The following is a 20,505-nucleotide window of genomic DNA, read 5'->3' as shown; positions in this document are numbered from 1 at the left end:
CGATGGCCCCTACCCCGGAGTACTTTTGGCAAGATGAAGCCGATCGGCGCCTTAGCGGCGGCGATCGCGGCGCGAGGACATCGGTTGGAAGGCCACGCCGACATGGGCCTCGCAGTATGGCTTGCCAGCCTGGACGGGCAGACCGCAGAACCAGAACTTCTCGGTCGCCGGATCGCCGACGGGCCATTTGCAGGTCCGTTCGGTCAGCTCCATCAGGGTGAGCTTCTTGGCCTTCTTCTCGATCTCGTTGACCTTGGCCAGAGCCTCGGGGCTGATCTCGTTGGCCGATGGCTGCGGCGGCAGCGGCTGACCCGCGGGAACGATGGCCTTGCGCGATGGCACACCGGCCGGCGCGGCAGAGGTGGTGCGGGGTTCGTCGTCGTCATCCTCGACCTCGGCGGCGCGTGCGGGTTCGGGGGCGGGACGGGCCGCAGCCGGTTTCGGCTTGGCCTCGGCCTTGGGCGCGCTTGCGGGGGCAGCAGGTGCCTGACCGCCCGACCGGTTCGACAGCCCGAGGCGATGCACCTTGCCGATCACCGCGTTGCGCGTGACACCGCCCAGTTCCTTGGCGATCTGGCTGGCGGACTGGCCTTCGGTCCACATCTTCTTGAGCAGCTCGACTCGTTCATCGGTCCAGGACATGGACGGCTTCCTTTGCTTGTCTCTCGGGGCGGTCCGGGCATCGGTGGCTCCGGGGCCTTCGTATCAAGGGCGGCACGTATCCCGTACCGCCCCTGTGATCCAGATGTATTCTAATCACCCGGACCGGAGATACAAGGCACCGATTCGGTATCGCGGCAGGGTGTTGCCGCGGAAAGGCGCAGAAACCGCGCCCCAAGGCCTTGCGCCGGGGCTTCGCGTGGCTATAACGCGCATCAATTTGCGCTGCCGGGGGACGACCATGCCGAAAAGAACCGACATCCAGTCGATCATGATCATCGGTGCAGGCCCCATCATCATCGGCCAGGCCTGCGAATTCGACTACTCTGGCGCCCAGGCCTGCAAGGCCCTGCGCGAGGAAGGTTACAGGGTCATCCTGGTGAACTCCAACCCCGCGACGATCATGACCGATCCGGGCCTCGCCGACGCCACCTACATCGAACCGATCACCCCCGAGATCGTCGCCAAGATCATCGAGAAAGAGCGGCCCGACGCGCTCCTGCCGACCATGGGCGGACAGACCGGCCTGAACACCGCGCTGTCGCTTGCCGACATGGGCGTGCTGGAACAGTTCGGGGTCGAGCTGATCGGCGCCAACCGCCAGGCCATCGAAATGGCTGAGGACCGCAAGCTGTTCCGTGAGGCGATGGACCGGATCGGCCTGGAAAACCCCAAGGCGACCATCGTTTCCGCCCCCAAGGTCAACGGCAAGTACGACATCGGCACCGGGCTCGCCAAGGCGATGGAGGCCATCGAATACGTCGGCCTGCCCGCCATCATCCGCCCCGCCTTCACGCTCGGCGGAACCGGCGGCGGGGTGGCCTACAACCGGGACGACTACGAATACTACTGCCGTTCGGGGCTGGAGGCTTCTCCGGCCGGGCAGATCCTCGTCGACGAATCCCTCCTTGGCTGGAAGGAATTCGAGATGGAGGTCGTGCGCGACAAGGCCGACAACGCCATCATCGTCTGTTCCATCGAGAACGTGGACCCCATGGGCGTGCACACCGGCGACTCCATCACCGTGGCCCCTGCCCTGACCCTGACCGACAAGGAATACCAGGCGATGCGCGCGGCCTCTATCGCCGTCCTGCGCGAGATCGGGGTGGAAACCGGCGGCTCCAACGTGCAGTGGGCGGTGAACCCCGCCGACGGGCGCATGGTGGTGATCGAGATGAACCCGCGGGTGTCGCGATCGTCGGCGCTGGCGTCGAAGGCGACCGGCTTCCCGATTGCCAAGATCGCCGCGAAACTCGCGGTCGGCTACACGCTGGACGAGCTCGACAACGACATCACCCGCGTGACCCCGGCGAGCTTTGAGCCGACCATCGACTACGTGGTCACCAAGATCCCCCGCTTCGCCTTCGAGAAGTTCCCCGGCTCCAAACCCCACCTCACCACCGCCATGAAGTCGGTTGGCGAGGTCATGGCCATTGGCCGGTCCTTCCATGAATCGCTGCAGAAGGCGCTGGCCTCCATGGAAACCGGTCTGACCGGGCTGGACGACATCGAGATCGAAGGCGCGCCGGACAAGGCGGCCATCGTCAAGGCGTTGTCCGAACAGACCCCCGACCGCATCCGCGTGATCGCCCAGGCCATGCGTCACGGGCTGTCGGATGACGAAATCCAGGCCGTGACCTCGTTCGATCCCTGGTTCCTCGCCCGGATCCGCGAGATCGTGCGCGCGGAGGCCGAGATCAAGGTGAACGGCCTGCCCGTGACCGAAGAAGGCCTGCGCCGGTTCAAGATGCTGGGCTTTACCGATGCCCGCCTCGCGACCCTCTCCGCCCGCGACGAGGACCAGATCCGCCGCGCCCGCCACAACCTGGGCATCACCGCGGTGTTCAAGCGCATCGACACCTGCGCGGCGGAGTTCGAGGCGCAGACGCCCTACATGTATTCCACCTACGAAGAACCGATGATGGGCGAGGTGGAGGACGAATCCCGCCCCTCCGATCGCAAGAAGATTGTCATCCTCGGCGGCGGGCCGAACCGGATCGGTCAGGGGATCGAGTTCGACTACTGCTGCTGCCACGCCTGCTTCGCCCTGACCGACGCGGGTTACGAAACCATCATGGTCAACTGCAACCCGGAGACGGTGAGCACGGACTACGACACCTCGGACCGGCTGTATTTCGAACCGCTGACGTTTGAACACGTGATGGAAATCCTGCGCGTTGAACAGTCCAACGGCACCCTGCACGGCGTCATCGTCCAGTTCGGCGGGCAGACTCCGCTGAAGCTGGCCAACGCGCTGGAGGAAGCCGGGATCCCGATCCTCGGCACCACGCCCGACGCCATCGACCTGGCCGAGGACCGGGAGCGGTTCCAGGACCTCGTCAACCGGCTTGGCCTGAAACAACCGAACAACGGCATCGCCCATTCCGACGCCGAAGCGCTTGAAATCGCGAAGGGTATCGGCTTCCCGCTGGTCATCCGCCCCTCCTACGTGCTGGGCGGACGCGCGATGGAGATCGTGCGCGACATGGACGGGTTGAAACGCTACATCCGCGACGCTGTGGTGGTGTCCGGCGACAGCCCCGTCCTGCTCGACAGCTATCTCTCCAACGCGACTGAGGTCGACGTCGACGCGCTCTGCGACGGCGAGGCGGTGCATGTCGCGGGCATCATGCAGCATATCGAGGAGGCCGGCGTGCATTCCGGCGACAGTGCCTGCTGCCTGCCGCCGCATTCTCTGCCCAAGCCGATCATCGCCGAGATCACCCGCCAGACCGAAGCCCTCGCCCGCGCCCTTGGGGTCGTCGGCCTGATGAACGTGCAGTTCGCGGTCAAGGACAACGAGGTCTACCTGATCGAGGTCAATCCCCGTGCCTCGCGCACTGTGCCCTTCGTGGCCAAGGCGACGGATTCGGCCATCGCCTCCATTGCCGCGCGGATCATGGCCGGGGAAAAGCTGTCGGCCTTCCCGATGCGCCCGCCCTACCCCAAGGGGACCAGCCCCGACGATCCGCTGCCCATGGCGGACCAGATGTCGCTGGCCGATCCGGACATGCCGTGGTTCTCGGTGAAAGAGGCGGTCATGCCCTTCGCCCGCTTCCCCGGCGTCGATACGCTCCTCGGACCCGAGATGCGGTCGACCGGCGAGGTCATGGGCTGGGACCGGTCTTTCCCGCGCGCGTTCCTCAAGGCCCAGATGGGTGCGGGCGTGACCCTGCCGACCGAAGGCGCGGTCTTCCTGTCGATCAAGGATTCCGACAAGACGCCTGAGCTCGTGGAAACCGCCCGCACCCTCGTGGCGCTTGGTTTCTCCATCGTCGCGACGCGCGGAACGGCAGCCTTCCTGAAGGAAAACGGGCTGACCTGCGAGGTCGTGAACAAAGTCTACGAGGGGCGTCCCAACATCGTCGACCGCATGAAGAACGGCGGGATTTCCCTTGTGCTCAACACCACCGAGGGCGCGCAGGCGGTGGAGGACAGCCGGTCCATGCGCACCGTCGCGCTGTATGACAAGATCCCGTACTACACCACGGCCGCCGCCAGCCATGCGGTTGCGCTGGCCATGAAGAACCGGGGCGAAAGCGAACTCGGGGTGCGGTCGCTGCAATAGCGACCGGCCCGTCACATCCCCTTCGTGTTCACCCGCTTGGACAGCGTCTCCGCCGACTCCACGCGCTCCGAATAGCGGTCCACAAGGTACCCGGCCCGGCCCCGGACCAGCCAGGTGAATTTCACCAGTTCCTCCATCACGTCGACCACACGGCGGTAGAACGGACCTTCCGGCAGCCGCTCCCCCTCTTCATACTCGAGGAAGGCTCGCGGGATGGAGGACTGGTTCGGGATCGTCACCATGCGCATCCACCGCCCGAGGATCCGCATCTGGTTCACCGCGTTGAACGACTGCGACCCGCCCGACACCTGCATCAGCGCCAGCGTCTTGCCCTGCGTCGGCCGCACCCCGCCCATATTCAGCGGCAGCCAGTCGATCTGCATCTTCATCAGCCCCGTCATCGTCCCGTGCTGTTCCGGCGACGACCAGACCATCCCCTCGGACCAGACCGCAAGTTCACGCAGTTCCGCCACCTTGGGATGGCTCGCGTTTGCGGGATCGTAGAGCGGCAGGTCGGACGGATCGAACACCCGCGTGTCGCAGCCAAGCCGCTGCAGGATCCGCTCCGCCTCGAGCACCGTCTTGCGAGAATAGCTCTGCGGGCGCAGCGCACCGTAGAGCAGGAGGATCCGCGGCGGATGCCGGTCGTCATCCGCGGCCGCAAGCAGGTCCACGTCGATGTCGGGCAGATCTGCGGTGGACAGTGCGGGCAGGTCGTCGGACATGGGCTCTCCTGAAGCTCGTGCGGGTCTCCGTGTTCCGCCCGATGTAGTCCGCCAGACCCGCCAATGACACCCCGGACCGGCAAAAACCCTTCGCACTGGACAGGCCCCGCGCCGCCCGCCTATCTGGACCCATGGCCAAGCTCTATTTCCACTACTCCACGATGAACGCGGGCAAGTCGACGGTGCTGCTGCAGGCGTCGCACAACTACATCGAACGCGGCATGCAGACCTACCTCCTGACCGCCCGGCTCGACACCCGCGCCGGAGAGGGCCGCATCGCCAGCCGGATCGGCATCGGTGCGCCCGCGGACACTTTCACTGCCAAGGACGACCTGCACGCCAGGATCGCCGCACGCCTCGCCACGCCCTGCGCCTGCGTCTTCGTGGACGAGGCGCAGTTTCTCACCCGCGACCAGGTCTGGCAGCTGGCCCGCGCGGTCGACGACCTTGGCGTGCCCGTGATGTGCTACGGCCTGCGGGTCGACTTCCTGGGAGAGCTCTTCGAAGGCTCCGCCGCCCTTCTCGCCCTCGCGGACGAGATGCGCGAGGTGCGCACGATTTGCCATTGCGGGCGCAAGGCGACCATGGTCGTGAGGCGTGGCCCCGACGGGCGTGCGCTTCGCCAAGGCGCGCAGGTGCAGGTTGGCGGCAACGAAACCTACGTCTCGCTGTGCCGCCGCCACTGGCGGGAGGAGATGGGCGACAACCCGGCCTGAGCCTCCCCGCCACCACCTGACCTCAGGGCAATTGACAAGCCGACTGCCGGATGGGAACCCGAAGGCATCCCGCGTGTTTCCCTGATCCCGACCATCCGAGGACCCGCCCCATGCAGATTTTCACCTGCCCCGCCTGCTCTGCCCCTGTCTATTTCCACAATCTCGCCTGCGGCTGTGGGGCCGCCGTCGCCTTCGACCCGGCAAGCCAGACGATGACAACCGGGGGGCCCTTCTGCCAGAACCGCGACGACATCGGCTGCAACTGGCTGGCCGGGCCGGACGGTTTGTGCCGGTCCTGCCAGATGACCGAAACCGTGCCGGATCTGCGTGAACCCGACAACCTTCCGCTCTGGTCCCACGCCGAATTCGCGAAACGTTGGGTCATTGCAAGTCTCGGCAGATGGGGCTGGTTCACCGATGCCGACGTGGGCGACCGGCCGGTCTTCCGGATGCTGTCGGAAAAGACCCTGACCGGCGACGAAAACATCACCATGGGCCACGCCGACGGCACGATCACGATCAACGTCAGCGAATCTTCCGATCCCGTTCTGGTCAAGCGGCAGGAGGAACTGGGCGAACTCTACCGCACGATGACCGGCCATATCCGCCACGAAATCGCGCATTTCCTGTTCCTGCGCCTCGCCGCCGACCCCGGTTTCGTGTCCGGGTTCCGCGCGCTGTTCGGTGACGAAAGCGCCGATTACGGCGAGGCGCTGAAGGCCCATTACGCAAATCCGAAGCCCGCCGATCACGACCACATCACCAGCTACGCCACCTCGCACCCGCATGAGGACTGGGCCGAGACGGTCGCGCATCTGCTGCACCTCGTCGATCTGGCGGACAGCGCGGCGGCCTCGGGACTGACCCTCGCCGGCGGGCCGGGTCCGCGGTACGATGCCTATGCCGATTCCGAAACCGAACAGGTGGTGACCCGCGCGGTGGACATCTCCATTGCCGTTAACCACGTGAACCGGGCGCTCGACCTGCCGGACGTCTACCCGTTCGTTCTGCCCGACGGGGTGCGCGGCAAGTTCGCCTTCGTGCACCGGCATCTGCGGCTGAACGCGTAGTCGGCGCGAGGTTCGGGGCAGCGCCCGTCCGGACGGCGGGCCGGACACCAGCCGAAAGACAGCCGACATCTTCGGGCCGGACCCGAGGATCTCCGGTCAGCAGATCCTCGGGGCCGTCCCGAGGGCGGCCCAACGTCACCAAACGCCTCTGCCGAAAAATCCGGCACGGTTGCAAAGATCTCCGTCACTTGTATCGTCGGTGCAGCGGCATCCATACCATCCCGCCCGATCCTCCCGCAGACTCCGCCCTGCCGGGACCACTCCGGCGCGGCAAGACGGAAGACCTCATGGCGATCTACGCAAGCATCTACCACCTGACCCACTACAAGTATGACCGCCCGGTCATGCTCAGCCCGCAGATCATCCGCCTGCGCCCCGCGCCGCATTCGCGCACCCGCGTGATTTCCCACTCGCTCAAGGTCAGCCCAGGCGGCCATTTCGTGAACCACCAGCAGGACCCCTACGGCAACTGGCTGTCACGTTTCGTCTTCCCCGAGCCTGTGCGCGAGTTCAGGATCGAGGTCGATCTCGTCGCCGACATGACGGTCTACAACCCGTTCGACTTCTTCGTCGACGATACGGCAGAGGAATGGCCCTTCGACTACCCCGAGGACCTGACCGAGGACCTGTCGATCTACCGCAAGCCCGAACCGATGACGCCCAGGCTCAAGGCTTTCATGGACGGCATCGACCGGTCCAGGGCGCGCACGGTGGATTTCCTCGTCGATCTGAACCGCCGGGTGTCTGAGGCGGTGGAATACACCATCCGGATGGAACCCGGCGTCTATTCGCCCGAGGAAACGCTGACCATCGGCTCCGGCTCCTGCCGGGATTCCTCGTGGCTGCTGGTGCAGGTGCTGCGCAATCTCGGCATCGCCGCGCGCTTCGTCTCCGGCTACCTGATCCAGCTGAAGCCGGATCTTGAGGCGCTGGACGGCCCCTCCGGCACCGATCACGACTTCACCGACCTGCACGCCTGGTGCGAGGTTTATCTGCCCGGCGCGGGCTGGATCGGCTTCGACCCGACCTCCGGCCTGATGACCGGCGAATCCCACATCCCCCTCGCCGCCACGCCGCATTACCGCAACGCCGCCCCGATCTCGGGCGGGTTCACGGCGGCGGGCCAGCCTGAAACGACCTTCAATTTCGACATGCAGGTCAAGCGGGTCGCCGAACACCCCCGCATCACCAAGCCCTTCTCGGACGAGGCGTGGGACCGGCTTAACACCCTCGGCCGGCATGTGGACGAGCGGCTGGAAAAGGGCGACGTGCGCCTGACCATGGGCGGAGAGCCGACCTTCGTGTCCATCGACGATTTCGAATCCTCCGAATGGAACACCGATGCCGTCGGCCCGCAGAAACGCGGGCTGGCCGATACGCTGATCCGGAAGCTCAAGGACCGCTTCGCACCCGGCGGTTTCCTGCATTACGGGCAAGGCAAGTGGTATCCGGGCGAAAGCCTCCCGCGCTGGACCTTCTCGCTCTACTGGCGCAACGACGGCCAGCCGGTCTGGAAGAACACCGATCTGATCGCGAAGGAAAAGGATGACACCAAGGCCACAGCCGAACAGGCCGGGCAGTTCATGGGACGGTTCGCAGAGGCGCTTGGCCTCGATGCCCAGTACGCCCAACCCGCCTACGAGGATCCGGCGGAATGGATCCTGAAGGAAGCCAACCTTCCCGCCAACGTGACGCCCGAGAACTCCAAGCTCAAGAACCCCGAGGACCGCGCGCGCTACGCCCGCGTCTTCAACCGCACCCTGACAGAGGCGGCGGGCTATGTTCTGCCGATCCAGCGCTGGCAGGGCAAGGCGTCGAAATGGCAGTCGGAACTGTGGAAGCCCCGGCGCGGCAAGCTGTTCCTCGTGCCCGGTGACAGCCCCGTCGGCTTCCGCCTGCCGCTTGGCGCGCTGCCGCATATCCCGCCGGCCTACTACCCCTACTCCTACCCCGCCGACACGTCCGAGGCGAAATCCCCCCTGCCCGATTTCCACGCCGAAATCGCCGCGCGCCGCAAGGCCGTGGCCGAAGAGATCGCCGCGCTCGACAAGGAGGACGACGAACGCGCCCGCCTGCTGCCGCAGGAAAACGCCGAACGCACCCAGCCCTCGCGTGCGGTACCCTTAGAGACCGATACGGAACGGCAGGCGATCATCGAACAGGAGATGCTGTCGGACCCGTCCACCGGCGCTGTCCGTACCGCCATCGCCATCGAACCGCGTGACGGACGGCTGTGTCTGTTCATGCCGCCCTGCGACCGGCTGGAGGATTACCTCGAACTCATCGCCGCCGCCGAGGAAACCGCCGCCGACCTGGGCCTGCCCATCCATATCGAAGGCTATTCCCCCCCGAACGATCCGCGTCTCAACAATATCCGCGTCGCCCCCGATCCGGGTGTGATCGAGGTCAATATCCACCCCGCCCACACCTGGGAAGACTGTGTCGCCACGACCGAAGCGATCTACGAGGAGGCCCGCCAGTCGCGGCTTGGCGCGGACAAGTTCATGATCGACGGGCGGCACACCGGCACCGGCGGCGGCAACCATATTGTCTTTGGCGGGGCGACCACCAGCGACTCGCCCTTCCTGCGCCGCCCCGACCTGCTGAAGTCGCTGATCCTGATCTGGCAGCGGCATCCGTCCTTGTCTTACCTCTTCTCCGGACTCTTCATCGGCCCGACCTCACAGGCCCCACGGATCGACGAGGCGCGGCACGACACGCTCTACGAACTGGAAATCGCGCTCTCCCAGATCAACGCGCCGGAAGCGGGCAATGTGCCGCCGCCCTGGCTGGTCGACCGCCTGCTGCGCAACATGCTGACGGACGTCACCGGCAACACGCACCGGGCGGAGATCTGCATCGACAAGCTGTTCTCTCCCGACGGTCCGACCGGTCGCCTTGGCCTGGTCGAATTCCGCGGATTCGAGATGCCTCCCGACCCCCGCATGTCGCTGGCCCAGCAGGTCCTGCTGCGCGCGATCATCGCGCGATGCTGGGAAAGCCCGGTGGTTGGTCGCCCGGTCAGATGGGGCACCGTGCTGCATGACCGCTTCATGCTGCCGCATTACCTCTGGGAAGATTTCCTGAGCCTTCTGAACGACCTGCGCGACCACGGCTATGACCTCGACCCGGTCTGGTTCGAGGCACAGTCGGAATTCCGCTTCCCTTTCTGCGGTCAGATCGAGGCCGAGGGCGTGCACCTGGAGGTCCGGCAGGCGCTGGAGCCCTGGCATGTGCTGGGGGAAATGGGTGCGATCGGCGGCACCGTGCGCTACACCGACAGCTCGGTCGAGCGGTTGCAGATAAAGCTCACCACGTTGCATCAGGATCGCTACAGGGTCATGTGCAACCAGCGTCCCGTTCCGCTGGCGCGCACCCTCACCTCTGGCGTGGCCGTCGCGGGCGTCCGCTTCAAGGCGTGGCAACCGGCAGAAGCGCTGCATCCGACCCTGCCGGTCAATGCCCCGCTCACCTTCGACATCTACGACGACTGGACCGGACGCGCGCTGGCGGGCTGCACCTATCACGTGGCCCATCCGGGGGGCCGCAACTACGACACCTTCCCGGTCAACGGCTACGAGGCAGAGGCGCGACGTCTGGCCCGGTTCGAGCCGAACGGTCACACCACCGCCAGTTACCGCCCGCTGCCCGAAACGCCACACCCGGAATTCCCGATGACGCTTGACCTTCGTCGCCCGCCCGGTTTGGGTTAGACTTTCTTCCGGGAGAGTCCATGGACAAGCGGACCAGATCCGGCGCGATGAGCCCCCTTCTCGGGGATTACGCGCCAGCCAGTGGCGTGGCGGACGAACTGTTCGACCGCGACGGCTGCATGCGCCCGGTCTGGCGACCCTTCATAGACATGCTCACCAACCTGTCCGAAACCGAGCTGCGGGCAAAGTTCGAACGCGGCCGCCAGTACCTGCGCGATGCCGGGGTCTATTTCCGCCAGTATTCGCAGGATCCGCTGGAGGAACGCGAATGGCCCCTGTCGGACATCCCCGTCCTGCTGCATGAAACCGAATGGTCCGGCATCTGCGCCGGGCTGAGCCAGCGTGCCGACCTTCTGGAATCGGTGATGGCGGACCTCTACGGGCCGGCGCGGCTGCTGTCGGACGGACATATCCCGACCCAGCTGATCACCGAAAACCCGCACTGGAAACGCCCCATGGTCGGGGTCGTGCCGCGCGGCGGGCACTACCTGCATTTCCTGGCCTTCGAACTTGGCCGATCTCCGGACGGGTCGTGGCTGGTGCTGGGCGACCGGACGCAGGCCCCGTCGGGCGCGGGCTTCGCGCTGGAAAACCGCATGGCCATGCGTCGCGTCTTCCCCGAGGATTATCCCCGCGCCCATACCCTGCGCGTCGCCGGCTTCTTCGAAGCCTTCCGCGCCACCCTGCACCGCCTGGCCACCGACAACCGGAGCGAACCGCATCAGTTCGGCCTGCTCACTCCTGGCCGCGCCAACGACGCCTTCTTCGAACACCTTTATATTGCCCGATACCTCGGCCTGCTGCTGCTGGAAGGAGAGGACATCACCGTCCGCGACGGCCAGGCGATGGTGCGCACGATCGAGGGGCCGGTGCCGCTTGGCCTGCTCTGGCGGCGCATCGACGCGAATTTCTCCGACCCGCTGGAATTCAGCCCGGATTCGCGCATCGGCGTGCCGGGACTGATGGACGCCGTGCGCTCCGGCAACCTGGCCATGGTGAACGCTCTTGGTTCGGGCGTGCTGGAAACCCGCGCGATGATGGCCTTTATGCCGCGCATCAGCGAACTCCTGTCCGGTGCGCCGCTGGCCCTGCCGAACATCGCGACCTGGTGGTGCGGTGACGATGCAAATCGCGTCTACGTCCGCGACAATCTGCAACGCATGCTGATCGCTCCGGCCCTGTCGGTCGATCTGCCCTTCGACAACAACTCCGAAACCGTGCGCGGGGCCGAACCCGAACTTGTCGACCTGCTGGATCACCGCGCCCCCGACCTTGTCGGGCAGGAGGCCGTGTCCCTGTCGACCACCCCCGCCTGGGTCGAGACGGACAAGGGCCCGCGGCTCGCCCCCTGCCCGATGACCATCCGCGTTTTTGCCGCGCGCACCGAAACCGGGTGGAGCTTCATGCAGGGCGGATATGCGCGGATCGGTCCCGAAGGTGACGCAACAGCCCTGGCGATGCAGCGCGGCGGCAGCGTCGCCGATGTGCTGGTGATCGCGGACCGCAAGGTTCCCGAACCGACCGCCCCGCAGGCGACGGCCCCCGATGGCACCGGCCGCCGCAGCGTGCGGACCGAATCCGGCGCCCTGCCTGCCCGGGCCGCAGACAACCTGTTCTGGCTTGGCCGTTACATCGTGAGGTTCGAGGACGCCGCCCGCCTGCTGCGCGCCTACCACCTGCGCCTTGCCACCACCGATACGCCGGACGATGCGGTGCTGACGCAGATCGCCGAGTACCTGGAACCGATGGACATCGCGGTCGACGAACCGATCCCGCGCGGCCTTGTCCAGCGACTAGAAGCCGCCCACATGTGCGCCGCCAAGGTGCGCGACCGGTTCTCTGTCGACGGGTGGTTTGCGCTGACCGACCTGCTCAAGACCGTGCGCCAGATGACCGAAACCGCCGAAGCCGGTGACGATGCCGCCCGCGCGATGAGCGTGCTGCTGCGCAAGACCGCCGGCTTTGCCGGGATCATTACGGAGAACATGTACCGCTTCTACGGCTGGCGGTTCCTTTCCATCGGACGCGCGCTGGAACGGGCCGACACGCTGGCCGCGATACTTGAAACCTTCGCCGATCCGGAGGCACCCGATGGCGCGCTCGACACCGCGCTGGAGGTCGCCGACGGCACCATGTCGCACCGCCGCCGCTACGCACTGGAACCGACGCACGACACGGTGATCGACCTTCTGGCCCATGACGCGGGCAACCCCCGGTCGCTGCTGTTCCAACTGCGCGAGATGCAACACCTGGCGGAGGGCCTGCCGGGTGCAGACCGTTCCGCCCGGCCCACGGCCCTGGTACGTGAACTGCTGCCTGTGCGCACCGGACTTGAGGTCGGCCTGCCCGCCGAAACCACCACGAAGGCCCTGCGCCAGCTGCGCCGCGCCCTTGCGCGCATGTCCGACCGCCTTGCAGAGGCGCATCTGCGATAGACTCATGCGCTACGACGTTACCCTGAAGATCGACTACGAATATTCCCAGCCGACGGACAACACGCGCAACCTGCTGCGTCTGCTGCCCGGCGACATCCCCGGCGTGCAGACGATCCACGACTGGACCCTGGCCCTGACGCCGCAGCCCTCGGAACAGGCGCATTTCACGGATTTCTTTGGCAACTGGGTGACTTCCGCCGTCTGGCATATGCCGATCGAGGAAGTGAAGATCGCCCTCAACTTTCAGGCCGAACGCTTCCCCCAGTCGTCTCTCCTGTCCTTCGCCACGCCGCTGGAGCGCATGGCGCAGGCCCTGGCGGCACAGCGCGGCGCGCATCCCGGCTCTCCGCTGCATTTCACCGCCCCGACCCGCCGTGCGCCGCTGCATGCCGAGATGTCCGCCTTCGCCCGCGACCAGCTGCGCGATGGCTTCAGCGCGCTGGACGCCGTTCAGGCTGTCGGATCGGCGTTGCACGCGGAGATGACCTATTCGGCGGAGGCCACCGACGTCGACACCGAAGCGGCAGAGGCCTTTGCCGCCCGCGCCGGGGTTTGCCAGGACTATTCCCATATCATGATCGCTTGCCTGCGCGGGATCGGCATTCCGGCGGGATATGTCTCGGGCTTCCTGCGGACATATCCTCCACCGGGCAAGGAGCGGCTTGTCGGCGTCGATGCCATGCACGCCTGGGTCCGCGCCTGGGTTGGACCGGAAACCGGCTGGATCGAATTCGACCCGACGAACAACCAGTTCGCGGGCGCGGATTACATCACCATCGGCTATGGGCGGGATTACGATGACATCGCCCCCGTGCGTGGCACGACACGGGGCTGGGGCAGCCAGAAAAGCGAACAGAGCGTGGATGTCGCCGTCGTCGGCTAAGTCTTAGCGATCGTGCAGGCCCTTGCCCGCGAGGATACGATCACGGTGCTTTGCGATCCGCACGCGTCGCGTCGCCGCCTGCTTCGCTTCCCGGATCGTCAGCACATATCCCCGCCGCCGCCCCGGCGTCAGCGCCTGAAAGGCCTCCGCCAGTGCCGGGTCGGCGTCCAACGCATCCGCCAGTTCCTCGGGCAGATCCTCTTCGCCCGCCGGTTCCGGCCTGAGCCCCTTACGCCCGGCGTCGAGGGCCGAGGCCACCAGTCCGCGGATCGCCACTGCCGCCCCGGCCACCTGCCCCGCATCGGTGAATTCCAGCCGCTTGGCAGAGCGGGAGTTTTCGCCCTGCGCCCTGAGCAGCCCCTCGCGGTCATCCAGCAACGCCCCGCGAAAGAACATCAGGGCAATGAAATCATTGAACTTCTGCAGAATACAGATATTCCCGCCCGCGCCGACATAACACGGCTTTCGCCACTTCTCCGTCTCCTCCAACCCGCAGTCGAGGAGGATCTCACGCAGCGCCATTGCCTCTGCCTGCCACGGGCTGCCCGCGTCGAAATATGCGTGCATCGCGGTCATGCCACCCGGTTCGGCACCTCGTCCCCGTCGAAATAGGCACGCAGGTTGGCAACCGCCATCAGCCCCATTTCCTCCCGCACTTCCATGGAGGCGGTGCCGAGATGCGGCAGCAGGCAGACCTGATCCATCTTCAGCAGCGCGGGCGTCACCTTCGGCTCATGTTCATAGACGTCCAGCCCGGCCCCGGCGATGGAGCCCGCCTCAAGCGCGGCCACCAGCGCCTTCTCATCCACGATGTTCCCGCGCGCGATATTCACCAGGATCGCCGTTTTCGGCATCGCGTCCAGCACCGCCGCGTCGATCAGATGCTCCGTCTCCGCACCGCCGGGCGCAGCCACGACCAGAATGTCCGCCGCAGCCGCGACCTCCGCCAGGGGCTTCTGGACAGCGGGGAAATCCACCGCCTTTTCAGAGCGGTTAGCATACAAAACACTCATTCCGAATCCGAAGTGGCAGCGCCGCGCGATCGCCTGTCCGATGCGGCCCATTCCGACCACGCCAACCGTCTTGCCGGTCAGATGCAGACCAAGGAGTTGCGTCGGGTGCCACCCCTCCCACTTGCCAGAACGAACCATCCGCTCACCCTCCCCGGCCCGCCGGGCGGTCATCAGCATCAGGGTCAGGGCAATGTCGGCGGTCGCATCGGTCACCGCACCGGGCGTGTTCGACACGATCACCCCGTGATCGGTGCAGGCCGCCACGTCGATGTGATTGTACCCGACCCCGAAGTTCGCAACCATGCGGCAGCGCGGACGACCGAAATCCTGAAGGATATCGGCGGTGATCGCATCGCCGAGCGTGACCATCATCCCGTCATAGACGGCAAATGCGGCGCGCACCTCTCCGGCGGACATCGGCTTGTTGGACTCCCGCACCTCGACCTCGAAGAGGTCTTCGGCGGCCGCGACGGTCTGCGGCGGCATGGGGCGGCTGAGAAGGATGCGTTTCAATGCAGGCGCGCCCCCGGCGCAATATCCTTGTCCGGGCACACCAGAACGACCCCTCCGGCATCGTCCGTGACGCCAAGCGTCAGCACTTCGGACATGAAGGGCCCGATCTGGCGCGGCGGAAAGTTCACCACGGCCATGACGGTCTTACCGACAAGACCCTCGGCGTCGTAATGCGCGGTGATCTGGGCAGAGGTCTTCTTTTCCCCGATCTCCGGCCCGAAATCGATCCACAGCTTGATCGCGGGCTTTCGCGCCTCAGGGAAGGGTTCGGCCCGGATCACCCGGCCGGCGCGGATGTCGACCTTCAGGAAATCGTCAAAGGTGATCTCATCCGTCACGGCTCAGCTCCTTCGATCTGTCGGCGGCGGCCTTGACCGCGCGCTTCAGCAGGGCCGGAAAGCCATTCGTCTCGTCCATCAGCACTTCTAGTGCAGCTTGGGTGGTCCCGTTCGGGCTGGTCACGTTGACGCGCAGCTGGCCCGGATCCTCAGACGCCTGCTCCGCTAGGTCCCCCGCCCCGCCGACCGTCGCCTTGGCGAGTGTCATGGCGAGCTCTGCCGAGAGCCCCTCAGCGACACCTGCCGCAGCAAGCGTTTCGATCAGGTGAAAGACGTAGGCCGGACCGGACCCCGACACTGCCGTCACCGCGTCCATCTGCGCTTCGTTCTCAAGCCGGACGACCTGCCCGATGGCCGACAGAAGCTCTTCCGCCAGCGCCAGATGCGCGTCGGTCGCCGTGGCGTTGCCGATGATCGCGGTGATGCCGCGCCCGATGGCCGCTGGTGTGTTGGGCATGGCGCGGATAACCGGGGTACCGGGGCCGAACACTTCCTCGAACTTCGCGATCGGCGTGCCGGCGGCGACGGAAATCACCAGCGTCTTCCCCCCGCCAAGCGCCGCCACATCCGGCAGCGCCGCGCCCATCATCTGCGGCTTGACCGCGATCAGCGCGACCGCGGGCGCGTCGGGGAAATCGGCGTTGATATGAACACCCGCTTCGCCGAGCCACGCAGCAGGATGAGGGTCCCTGACCCAGACACTGGCGGGCGGCAACCCGCCCTTCAGCCAGCCGGAGAGCATCGCGCCCCCCATCTTGCCGCAGCCCATCAGGACCAGACCCTGACGGGCCACTGCATCGTTCATCTCTTGCTCCCTCGTCAGGGGCGCATTCAGGCGCGCCCCTGTTCGAGAGGGAGACTAGGCGCGCCCGTAGGCCTCTGCAATGGCGACCTGCATCGCATCGGCAGGGCTCTGCCCGCCCCAGATGTTCAGCTGCATCGCAGGGTAGTACCGTTCCGCCGAGTAAACCGCCGCGTTGATCATCGTGTCGATCTGCTCCGGGCTGGCGATCTGTTCGCCCGCCAGAACAAGGCCGTAACGGTAAACGCAGAGCTTGTGTTCGGTCCAGTAGGTGAAGGACCCGGCCCAGCACTGGTCGTTGACCAGGTTCAGCAGTTCATAAAGCCCCGGAAGCGCCTCCTCTGGCGGCTCCATCTCGAAGGTACAGACGAGACGCAGGGTCTGGTCGTAGTGCGACCATGCCAGCGTCACGGAATAGGTGCGCCACTGACCCTCGACAGCCATCGCGATCTGGTCGTCGCCGATCCGGTCGAAATCCCACTCGTGGTGTTCGGCCAGATGCTCGACGATATCGATAGGATGGAGGTCTTCGGTCAGAAACTGCTCGGACAATGCCATTGCGCCACCTCTTTTTGGTTGTAGCGTCCGGGCGCGGAGCGCCGCTAACGCTAGGTGCCTGCTCTAGGGACTGGGCGACTTCCCTGTGTCCCTACGAGATATGGTGAGGGCCGGGACTGCATGTGGCAAGCAATTTGTTGGGGATAAACGCAGCTAATTGTGGATTGGACCAAGAACACCGCAAGAATTGGCGATCAGAGGGCAAGATGTGACAAGGGCGTGACGATGGCACGACTGCCGCGCGACACCGATTGTCGAATCCGTGCCCTGACGACGCCGAACGGAATCAGAAAGAGCCGGCGTCAAAGCCGGCCCTGCCCGTTCCACGATCTTCCTCGGCTGTTCAGCCTTTCGCCTCGAGCGCCGCGATCCGGGCCTTCAGCGCCTCGTTCTCCTCGCGCGCCTTCTGGGCCATGGCGCGGACGGCGTCGAACTCCTCGCGGGTAACGAGGTTCCGGTCGGCCAGCCAGCGATCGATCATGCCGTTGAAGGCCGTTTCGGCCTCGTCCTTGGCCCCCTGCGCAACGCCCATTGCGTTGGTCATCAGCTGGCTCATGTCGTCAAAGAATTTGGAGCGGGTCTGCATCGCACTCTCCGTTGTCGCGTTTCCCCATATATGGGTCTCATCGCCCGATCTCACAAGGTTGACTTCCCCCGGCCGGCGTTGCCAAGTCGCGCCATGACCGCCCTGATCCTCCCCTTCCCCGAAATCTCGCCCGAGGTCTTCTCCGTCAGCCTCTTCGGGATGGACTTTGCCCTGCGCTGGTATGCGCTGGCGTATATAGTGGGAATCGGGCTCGGCTGGCTCGCGGCCCGCATGGCGCTCGCCCGGCCACGGCTTTGGCGGGACGACACGCCACCGATGACGCAGGGCCAGCTTGAGGACCTGCTGACCTGGATCATTCTGGGTATCGTGATCGGCGGTCGGCTTGGGTTCGTGCTGTTTTACCAGCCGGGATATTATCTGGCGCACCCGCTGGAGATTCCGATGATCTGGCAGGGCGGCATGGCCTTCCACGGCGGCCTGCTTGGCGTGGTCGCAGCCGTCTGGATCTACTGCGCCCGCAATGCGCTGCCTCTGTTGCCGACGGCCGACCTGCTGGCGCTGGCGACCCCGCCGGGGCTGTTGCTGGGACGCATCGCGAACTTCATCAACGCAGAGCTCTGGGGCCGGCCGACGGACATGCCCTGGGGCGTGATCTTTCCCGGACAGGCCGCGCTTTGCGACGGCGCACCCTGCGCGCGCCATCCGTCCCAGCTTTACGAATCCGCTCTCGAAGGGCTGGTGCTGGGCACGCTGCTGCTGGTTCTCGCCTTTGCCTGGCGCGGACTGAAGAAACCGGGGCTGGTCGCGGGCGTGTTCTTCATCGGATACGGGATCGCACGGTTCATCGTCGAATTCTTCCGGCTGGCGGATGCGCAGTTCATCACCCCCGACAACCCGCATGGCCATGTCATCGGGTTGGGCGGCGCGGGAATGACCATGGGCCAGTTGCTGTCCCTGCCGATGATCCTGATCGGCCTGTTCCTGCTTCTGACCGGCCGCCGGCAATGGCGATGACCCCGCTGACCGACCAGATCCGCCGCCGCATCGCGGCCGAGGGACCGATCACGCTTGCCGAGTACATGCGCATCTGCCTTCTCGACCCCGCCCACGGGTATTATGCCACCCGCGACCCTTTCGGCGCGGCAGGGGATTTTGTCACCGCCCCCGAGATCAGCCAGATGTTCGGGGAGCTGATCGGCCTCGCCCTCGCGCAAAGCTGGCTCGACCAGGGGTCTCCGTCCCCGTTTACCCTGGCAGAGGCCGGACCGGGGCGCGGAACACTCATGGCCGACATCCTGCGCGCGACCCGTGTCGTGCCGGGGTTCCACGCCGCCATGCGCATCGTGCTGATCGAAGCCTCGCCCAAACTGCGCAATGCCCAGGCCGAGAAGCTGGCCGACTATACCCCCGCATGGACGGACAAGATCGACGACCTGCCGCGTCGTCCGCTCTGGTTCGTGGCCAACGAATTCTTCGACGCGCTGCCGATCCGCCAGTTCCATCGCCATGGCGATGGCTGGGCCGAGGTCATGGTTGCGCTGGACGATCCGGGGCTGAGGCTGGCACTGGCCGCCCCCCTGCCCCTGCCCGAACTGGCGCATCGCCTCCCCGATACCCGCGATGGCGACATCGTCGAACTCTGCCCCGCCGCACGCCCCGTTGCCGCGACCATCGGCCAGCGGATCGCGACATACGGCGGCGCGGCGCTGCTGATCGACTATGGCGGCTGGCGATCCCTCGGCGACACCTTCCAGGCGCTCACGGCGCATGAACCCGTCGACCCGCTGGCCGCCCCCGGCCTCGCCGATCTGACCGCGCATGTGGATTTCGAACCGATCGCGCTTGCCGCCGCGCCTGCCGTCGCTTCGGGCCTGACCCCTCAGGGTGCATTCCTCGAACGGCTTGGCATCGCGGCGCGGGCCGAGGCGCTCGCCCGGCGGCTGAGCGGGACGGCACGCGACAGTCACCTCGCCGCATATCGCCGCTTGACCCTGCCGGAGGAAATGGGGACGCTCTTCCAGATTCTGGCCCTGACGCCGCCCGGCGCGTCGCCGGTGCCCGGCATGAACGACCCGAGGCCGTCCGCCCCATGACGCTGGAAATCATCACCTCGCGCGCGCTTGCCCCCTACCGCCACGGCTTCTTCACCCGGCGCGGCGGGGCCTCTTCGGGTATTTTCGCAGGGCTGAACTGCGGCACCGGTTCGTCGGACCAGACCGAAATCGTGGAGATCAACCGCCACCGCGTCGCAATGGCGCTTGGCGTGGCCGACGACCACCTGGTCACCGTGCATCAGGTCCACTCTGCCACCGCGGTGCCACTGGACTCGCCGCCCGCCGAACGCCCAAAGGCCGACGCCGTCGTGACCCGCACCCACGGTATCGGCCTCGCGATCCTGACCGCCGACTGCCAGCCCGTGCTCTTCGCGGACGCGGAGGCCGGAGTGATCGGCGCTGCACATGCGGGCTGGCGCGGCTCGCTCGACGGGGTGCTGGAGGCGACACTGGACGCGATGGAAAGCCTCGGGGCATCGCGCCAGAACACACAGGCGGTCATCGGACCGTCGATCAGCCAGCAGTCCTACGAGGTCGGGCCCGAATTCCTTGACCAGTTCCTGATGGCGGACCCGGACAACTCCCGGTTCTTCGCCGGCGGCGAAGGCGACCGGGTGCATTTTGACCTGCCCTCCTACGGGCTGCACCGCCTGCGTGAGGCCGGAGTCGGCCATGCCGAATGGACGCGCCATTGCACCTATGCCGATCCCGCGAGATTTTATTCCTACCGCCGCTCCACCCATGCCGGAGAGGCCGACTACGGTCGCCTGATCTCGGCTATCCGGCTCTAGGCCTGTTCTGCCCGGACCGGCATCGCAGACCGGGAAAAAGCCCGAAGATACCTCCAAATTGCCCTCATTCGTCCAACCGGGGCCGCAAAGGACAGGCATGTTAATCACATGAGACCGGG

17 protein-coding genes are annotated in these 20,505 nt (G+C 66.1%); 9 read left to right on the top strand and 8 right to left on the bottom strand.

What is annotated here, in order from left to right; translation table 11 throughout:
• Positions 1 to 51: 51 nt before the first annotated feature.
• A complete protein-coding gene (locus IEV87_RS01970; RefSeq protein WP_188475954.1) occupies positions 52 to 642 on the bottom strand; it encodes a GcrA family cell cycle regulator in 591 nt (196 codons plus the stop codon).
• 259 nt (positions 643 to 901) lie between these two features.
• Here IEV87_RS01970 and carB point away from each other — a divergent pair, with 259 nt between their 5' ends.
• Positions 902 to 4,228 (top strand): carbamoyl-phosphate synthase large subunit, encoded by a 3,327-nt coding sequence (carB, locus tag IEV87_RS01965; RefSeq protein ID WP_188475953.1) that lies wholly within the window; start codon positions 902 to 904, stop codon positions 4,226 to 4,228.
• Positions 4,229 to 4,239: 11 nt separating this feature from the next.
• Here the strand turns inward: carB and arsH are convergent, their stop codons facing one another.
• Complete coding sequence (gene arsH / locus IEV87_RS01960) at positions 4,240 to 4,953, bottom strand: arsenical resistance protein ArsH (protein WP_188475952.1); 714 nt, start codon at positions 4,951 to 4,953, stop codon at positions 4,240 to 4,242.
• Positions 4,954 to 5,084: 131 nt separating this feature from the next.
• Between arsH and IEV87_RS01955 the strand changes: the two genes are divergently transcribed.
• From IEV87_RS01955 to IEV87_RS01935, 5 genes are all read left to right on the top strand, one after another.
• Complete coding sequence (locus IEV87_RS01955; protein ID WP_188475951.1) at positions 5,085 to 5,669, top strand: thymidine kinase; 585 nt, start codon at positions 5,085 to 5,087, stop codon at positions 5,667 to 5,669.
• Between the two features lie 110 nt (positions 5,670 to 5,779).
• The gene (locus IEV87_RS01950) at positions 5,780 to 6,739 is read left to right on the top strand and encodes a zinc-binding metallopeptidase family protein (RefSeq protein ID WP_188475950.1); all 960 of its coding nucleotides are present in this window, start codon (positions 5,780 to 5,782) and stop codon (positions 6,737 to 6,739) included.
• A gap of 287 nt (positions 6,740 to 7,026) precedes the next feature.
• On the top strand, positions 7,027 to 10,452 hold the full coding sequence (locus IEV87_RS01945) for a transglutaminase family protein (RefSeq protein WP_188475949.1): 3,426 nt from the start codon (positions 7,027 to 7,029) through the stop codon (positions 10,450 to 10,452).
• Positions 10,453 to 10,472: 20 nt separating this feature from the next.
• Positions 10,473 to 12,887 carry a circularly permuted type 2 ATP-grasp protein gene (locus IEV87_RS01940; RefSeq protein ID WP_188475948.1) on the top strand — a complete coding sequence of 805 codons (2,415 nt, stop codon included), beginning with the start codon at positions 10,473 to 10,475 and terminating at the stop codon, positions 12,885 to 12,887.
• Positions 12,888 to 12,891: 4 nt separating this feature from the next.
• Positions 12,892 to 13,770 carry a transglutaminase family protein gene (locus IEV87_RS01935; RefSeq protein WP_188475947.1) on the top strand — a complete coding sequence of 293 codons (879 nt, stop codon included), beginning with the start codon at positions 12,892 to 12,894 and terminating at the stop codon, positions 13,768 to 13,770.
• 3 nt (positions 13,771 to 13,773) lie between these two features.
• Here the strand turns inward: IEV87_RS01935 and IEV87_RS01930 are convergent, their stop codons facing one another.
• The 6 genes from IEV87_RS01930 to IEV87_RS01905 all read right to left on the bottom strand — a co-directional run bounded on the left by IEV87_RS01930 (position 13,774) and on the right by IEV87_RS01905 (position 17,580).
• The gene (locus IEV87_RS01930; RefSeq protein ID WP_188475946.1) at positions 13,774 to 14,346 is read right to left on the bottom strand and encodes a YdeI/OmpD-associated family protein; all 573 of its coding nucleotides are present in this window, start codon (positions 14,344 to 14,346) and stop codon (positions 13,774 to 13,776) included.
• Complete coding sequence (locus tag IEV87_RS01925; RefSeq protein ID WP_188475945.1) at positions 14,343 to 15,296, bottom strand: 2-hydroxyacid dehydrogenase; 954 nt, start codon at positions 15,294 to 15,296, stop codon at positions 14,343 to 14,345. The genes IEV87_RS01930 and IEV87_RS01925 overlap by 4 nt, the downstream gene beginning before the upstream one ends.
• On the bottom strand, positions 15,293 to 15,634 hold the full coding sequence (locus IEV87_RS01920) for a tRNA-binding protein (protein WP_188475944.1): 342 nt from the start codon (positions 15,632 to 15,634) through the stop codon (positions 15,293 to 15,295). Before IEV87_RS01920 ends, IEV87_RS01925 begins: the two co-directional genes overlap by 4 nt.
• A complete protein-coding gene (gene proC, locus IEV87_RS01915; protein ID WP_188475943.1) occupies positions 15,624 to 16,439 on the bottom strand; it encodes a pyrroline-5-carboxylate reductase in 816 nt (271 codons plus the stop codon). Before proC ends, IEV87_RS01920 begins: the two co-directional genes overlap by 11 nt.
• A gap of 54 nt (positions 16,440 to 16,493) precedes the next feature.
• Complete coding sequence (locus IEV87_RS01910) at positions 16,494 to 16,994, bottom strand: YbjN domain-containing protein (RefSeq protein ID WP_188475942.1); 501 nt, start codon at positions 16,992 to 16,994, stop codon at positions 16,494 to 16,496.
• 343 nt (positions 16,995 to 17,337) lie between these two features.
• A complete protein-coding gene (locus IEV87_RS01905) occupies positions 17,338 to 17,580 on the bottom strand; it encodes an accessory factor UbiK family protein (RefSeq protein WP_188475941.1) in 243 nt (80 codons plus the stop codon).
• A gap of 93 nt (positions 17,581 to 17,673) precedes the next feature.
• On the opposite strand from IEV87_RS01905, the gene lgt reads away from it, so the two are divergent.
• From lgt to pgeF, 3 genes are read left to right on the top strand one after another with little or no spacing between them, the layout of a single operon-like run.
• Complete coding sequence (lgt, locus tag IEV87_RS01900; protein ID WP_188475940.1) at positions 17,674 to 18,555, top strand: prolipoprotein diacylglyceryl transferase; 882 nt, start codon at positions 17,674 to 17,676, stop codon at positions 18,553 to 18,555.
• Positions 18,552 to 19,634 (top strand): class I SAM-dependent methyltransferase, encoded by a 1,083-nt coding sequence (locus IEV87_RS01895; protein ID WP_188475939.1) that lies wholly within the window; start codon positions 18,552 to 18,554, stop codon positions 19,632 to 19,634. The genes lgt and IEV87_RS01895 overlap by 4 nt, the downstream gene beginning before the upstream one ends.
• Positions 19,631 to 20,386, top strand: a complete 756-nt coding sequence (gene pgeF, locus IEV87_RS01890; RefSeq protein WP_188475938.1) for a peptidoglycan editing factor PgeF — start codon at positions 19,631 to 19,633, stop codon at positions 20,384 to 20,386. The genes IEV87_RS01895 and pgeF overlap by 4 nt, the downstream gene beginning before the upstream one ends.
• Positions 20,387 to 20,505: the final 119 nt, after the last annotated feature.

This window comes from Primorskyibacter flagellatus (genome assembly GCF_014638275.1).
Lineage (GTDB): Bacteria > Pseudomonadota > Alphaproteobacteria > Rhodobacterales > Rhodobacteraceae > Pseudooceanicola > Pseudooceanicola flagellatus_A.
This window is presented reverse-complemented; position numbering and strand designations above follow the sequence as displayed.

Bases quoted from the DNA above. Each gene is read 5' to 3' on its own strand.
- IEV87_RS01970 (WP_188475954.1), bottom strand. From the start codon at position 642: ATGTCCTGGACCGATGAACGAGTCGAGCTGCTCAAGAAGATGTGGACC.
- carB (WP_188475953.1), top strand. From the start codon at position 902: ATGCCGAAAAGAACCGACATCCAGTCGATCATGATCATCGGTGCAGGC.
- arsH (WP_188475952.1), bottom strand. From the start codon at position 4,953: ATGTCCGACGACCTGCCCGCACTGTCCACCGCAGATCTGCCCGACATC.
- IEV87_RS01955 (WP_188475951.1), top strand. From the start codon at position 5,085: ATGGCCAAGCTCTATTTCCACTACTCCACGATGAACGCGGGCAAGTCG.
- IEV87_RS01950 (WP_188475950.1), top strand. From the start codon at position 5,780: ATGCAGATTTTCACCTGCCCCGCCTGCTCTGCCCCTGTCTATTTCCAC.
- IEV87_RS01945 (WP_188475949.1), top strand. From the start codon at position 7,027: ATGGCGATCTACGCAAGCATCTACCACCTGACCCACTACAAGTATGAC.
- IEV87_RS01940 (WP_188475948.1), top strand. From the start codon at position 10,473: ATGGACAAGCGGACCAGATCCGGCGCGATGAGCCCCCTTCTCGGGGAT.
- IEV87_RS01935 (WP_188475947.1), top strand. From the start codon at position 12,892: ATGCGCTACGACGTTACCCTGAAGATCGACTACGAATATTCCCAGCCG.
- IEV87_RS01930 (WP_188475946.1), bottom strand. From the start codon at position 14,346: ATGACCGCGATGCACGCATATTTCGACGCGGGCAGCCCGTGGCAGGCA.
- proC (WP_188475943.1), bottom strand. From the start codon at position 16,439: ATGAACGATGCAGTGGCCCGTCAGGGTCTGGTCCTGATGGGCTGCGGC.
- IEV87_RS01910 (WP_188475942.1), bottom strand. From the start codon at position 16,994: ATGGCATTGTCCGAGCAGTTTCTGACCGAAGACCTCCATCCTATCGAT.
- IEV87_RS01905 (WP_188475941.1), bottom strand. From the start codon at position 17,580: ATGCAGACCCGCTCCAAATTCTTTGACGACATGAGCCAGCTGATGACC.
- lgt (WP_188475940.1), top strand. From the start codon at position 17,674: ATGACCGCCCTGATCCTCCCCTTCCCCGAAATCTCGCCCGAGGTCTTC.
- IEV87_RS01895 (WP_188475939.1), top strand. From the start codon at position 18,552: ATGACCCCGCTGACCGACCAGATCCGCCGCCGCATCGCGGCCGAGGGA.
- pgeF (WP_188475938.1), top strand. From the start codon at position 19,631: ATGACGCTGGAAATCATCACCTCGCGCGCGCTTGCCCCCTACCGCCAC.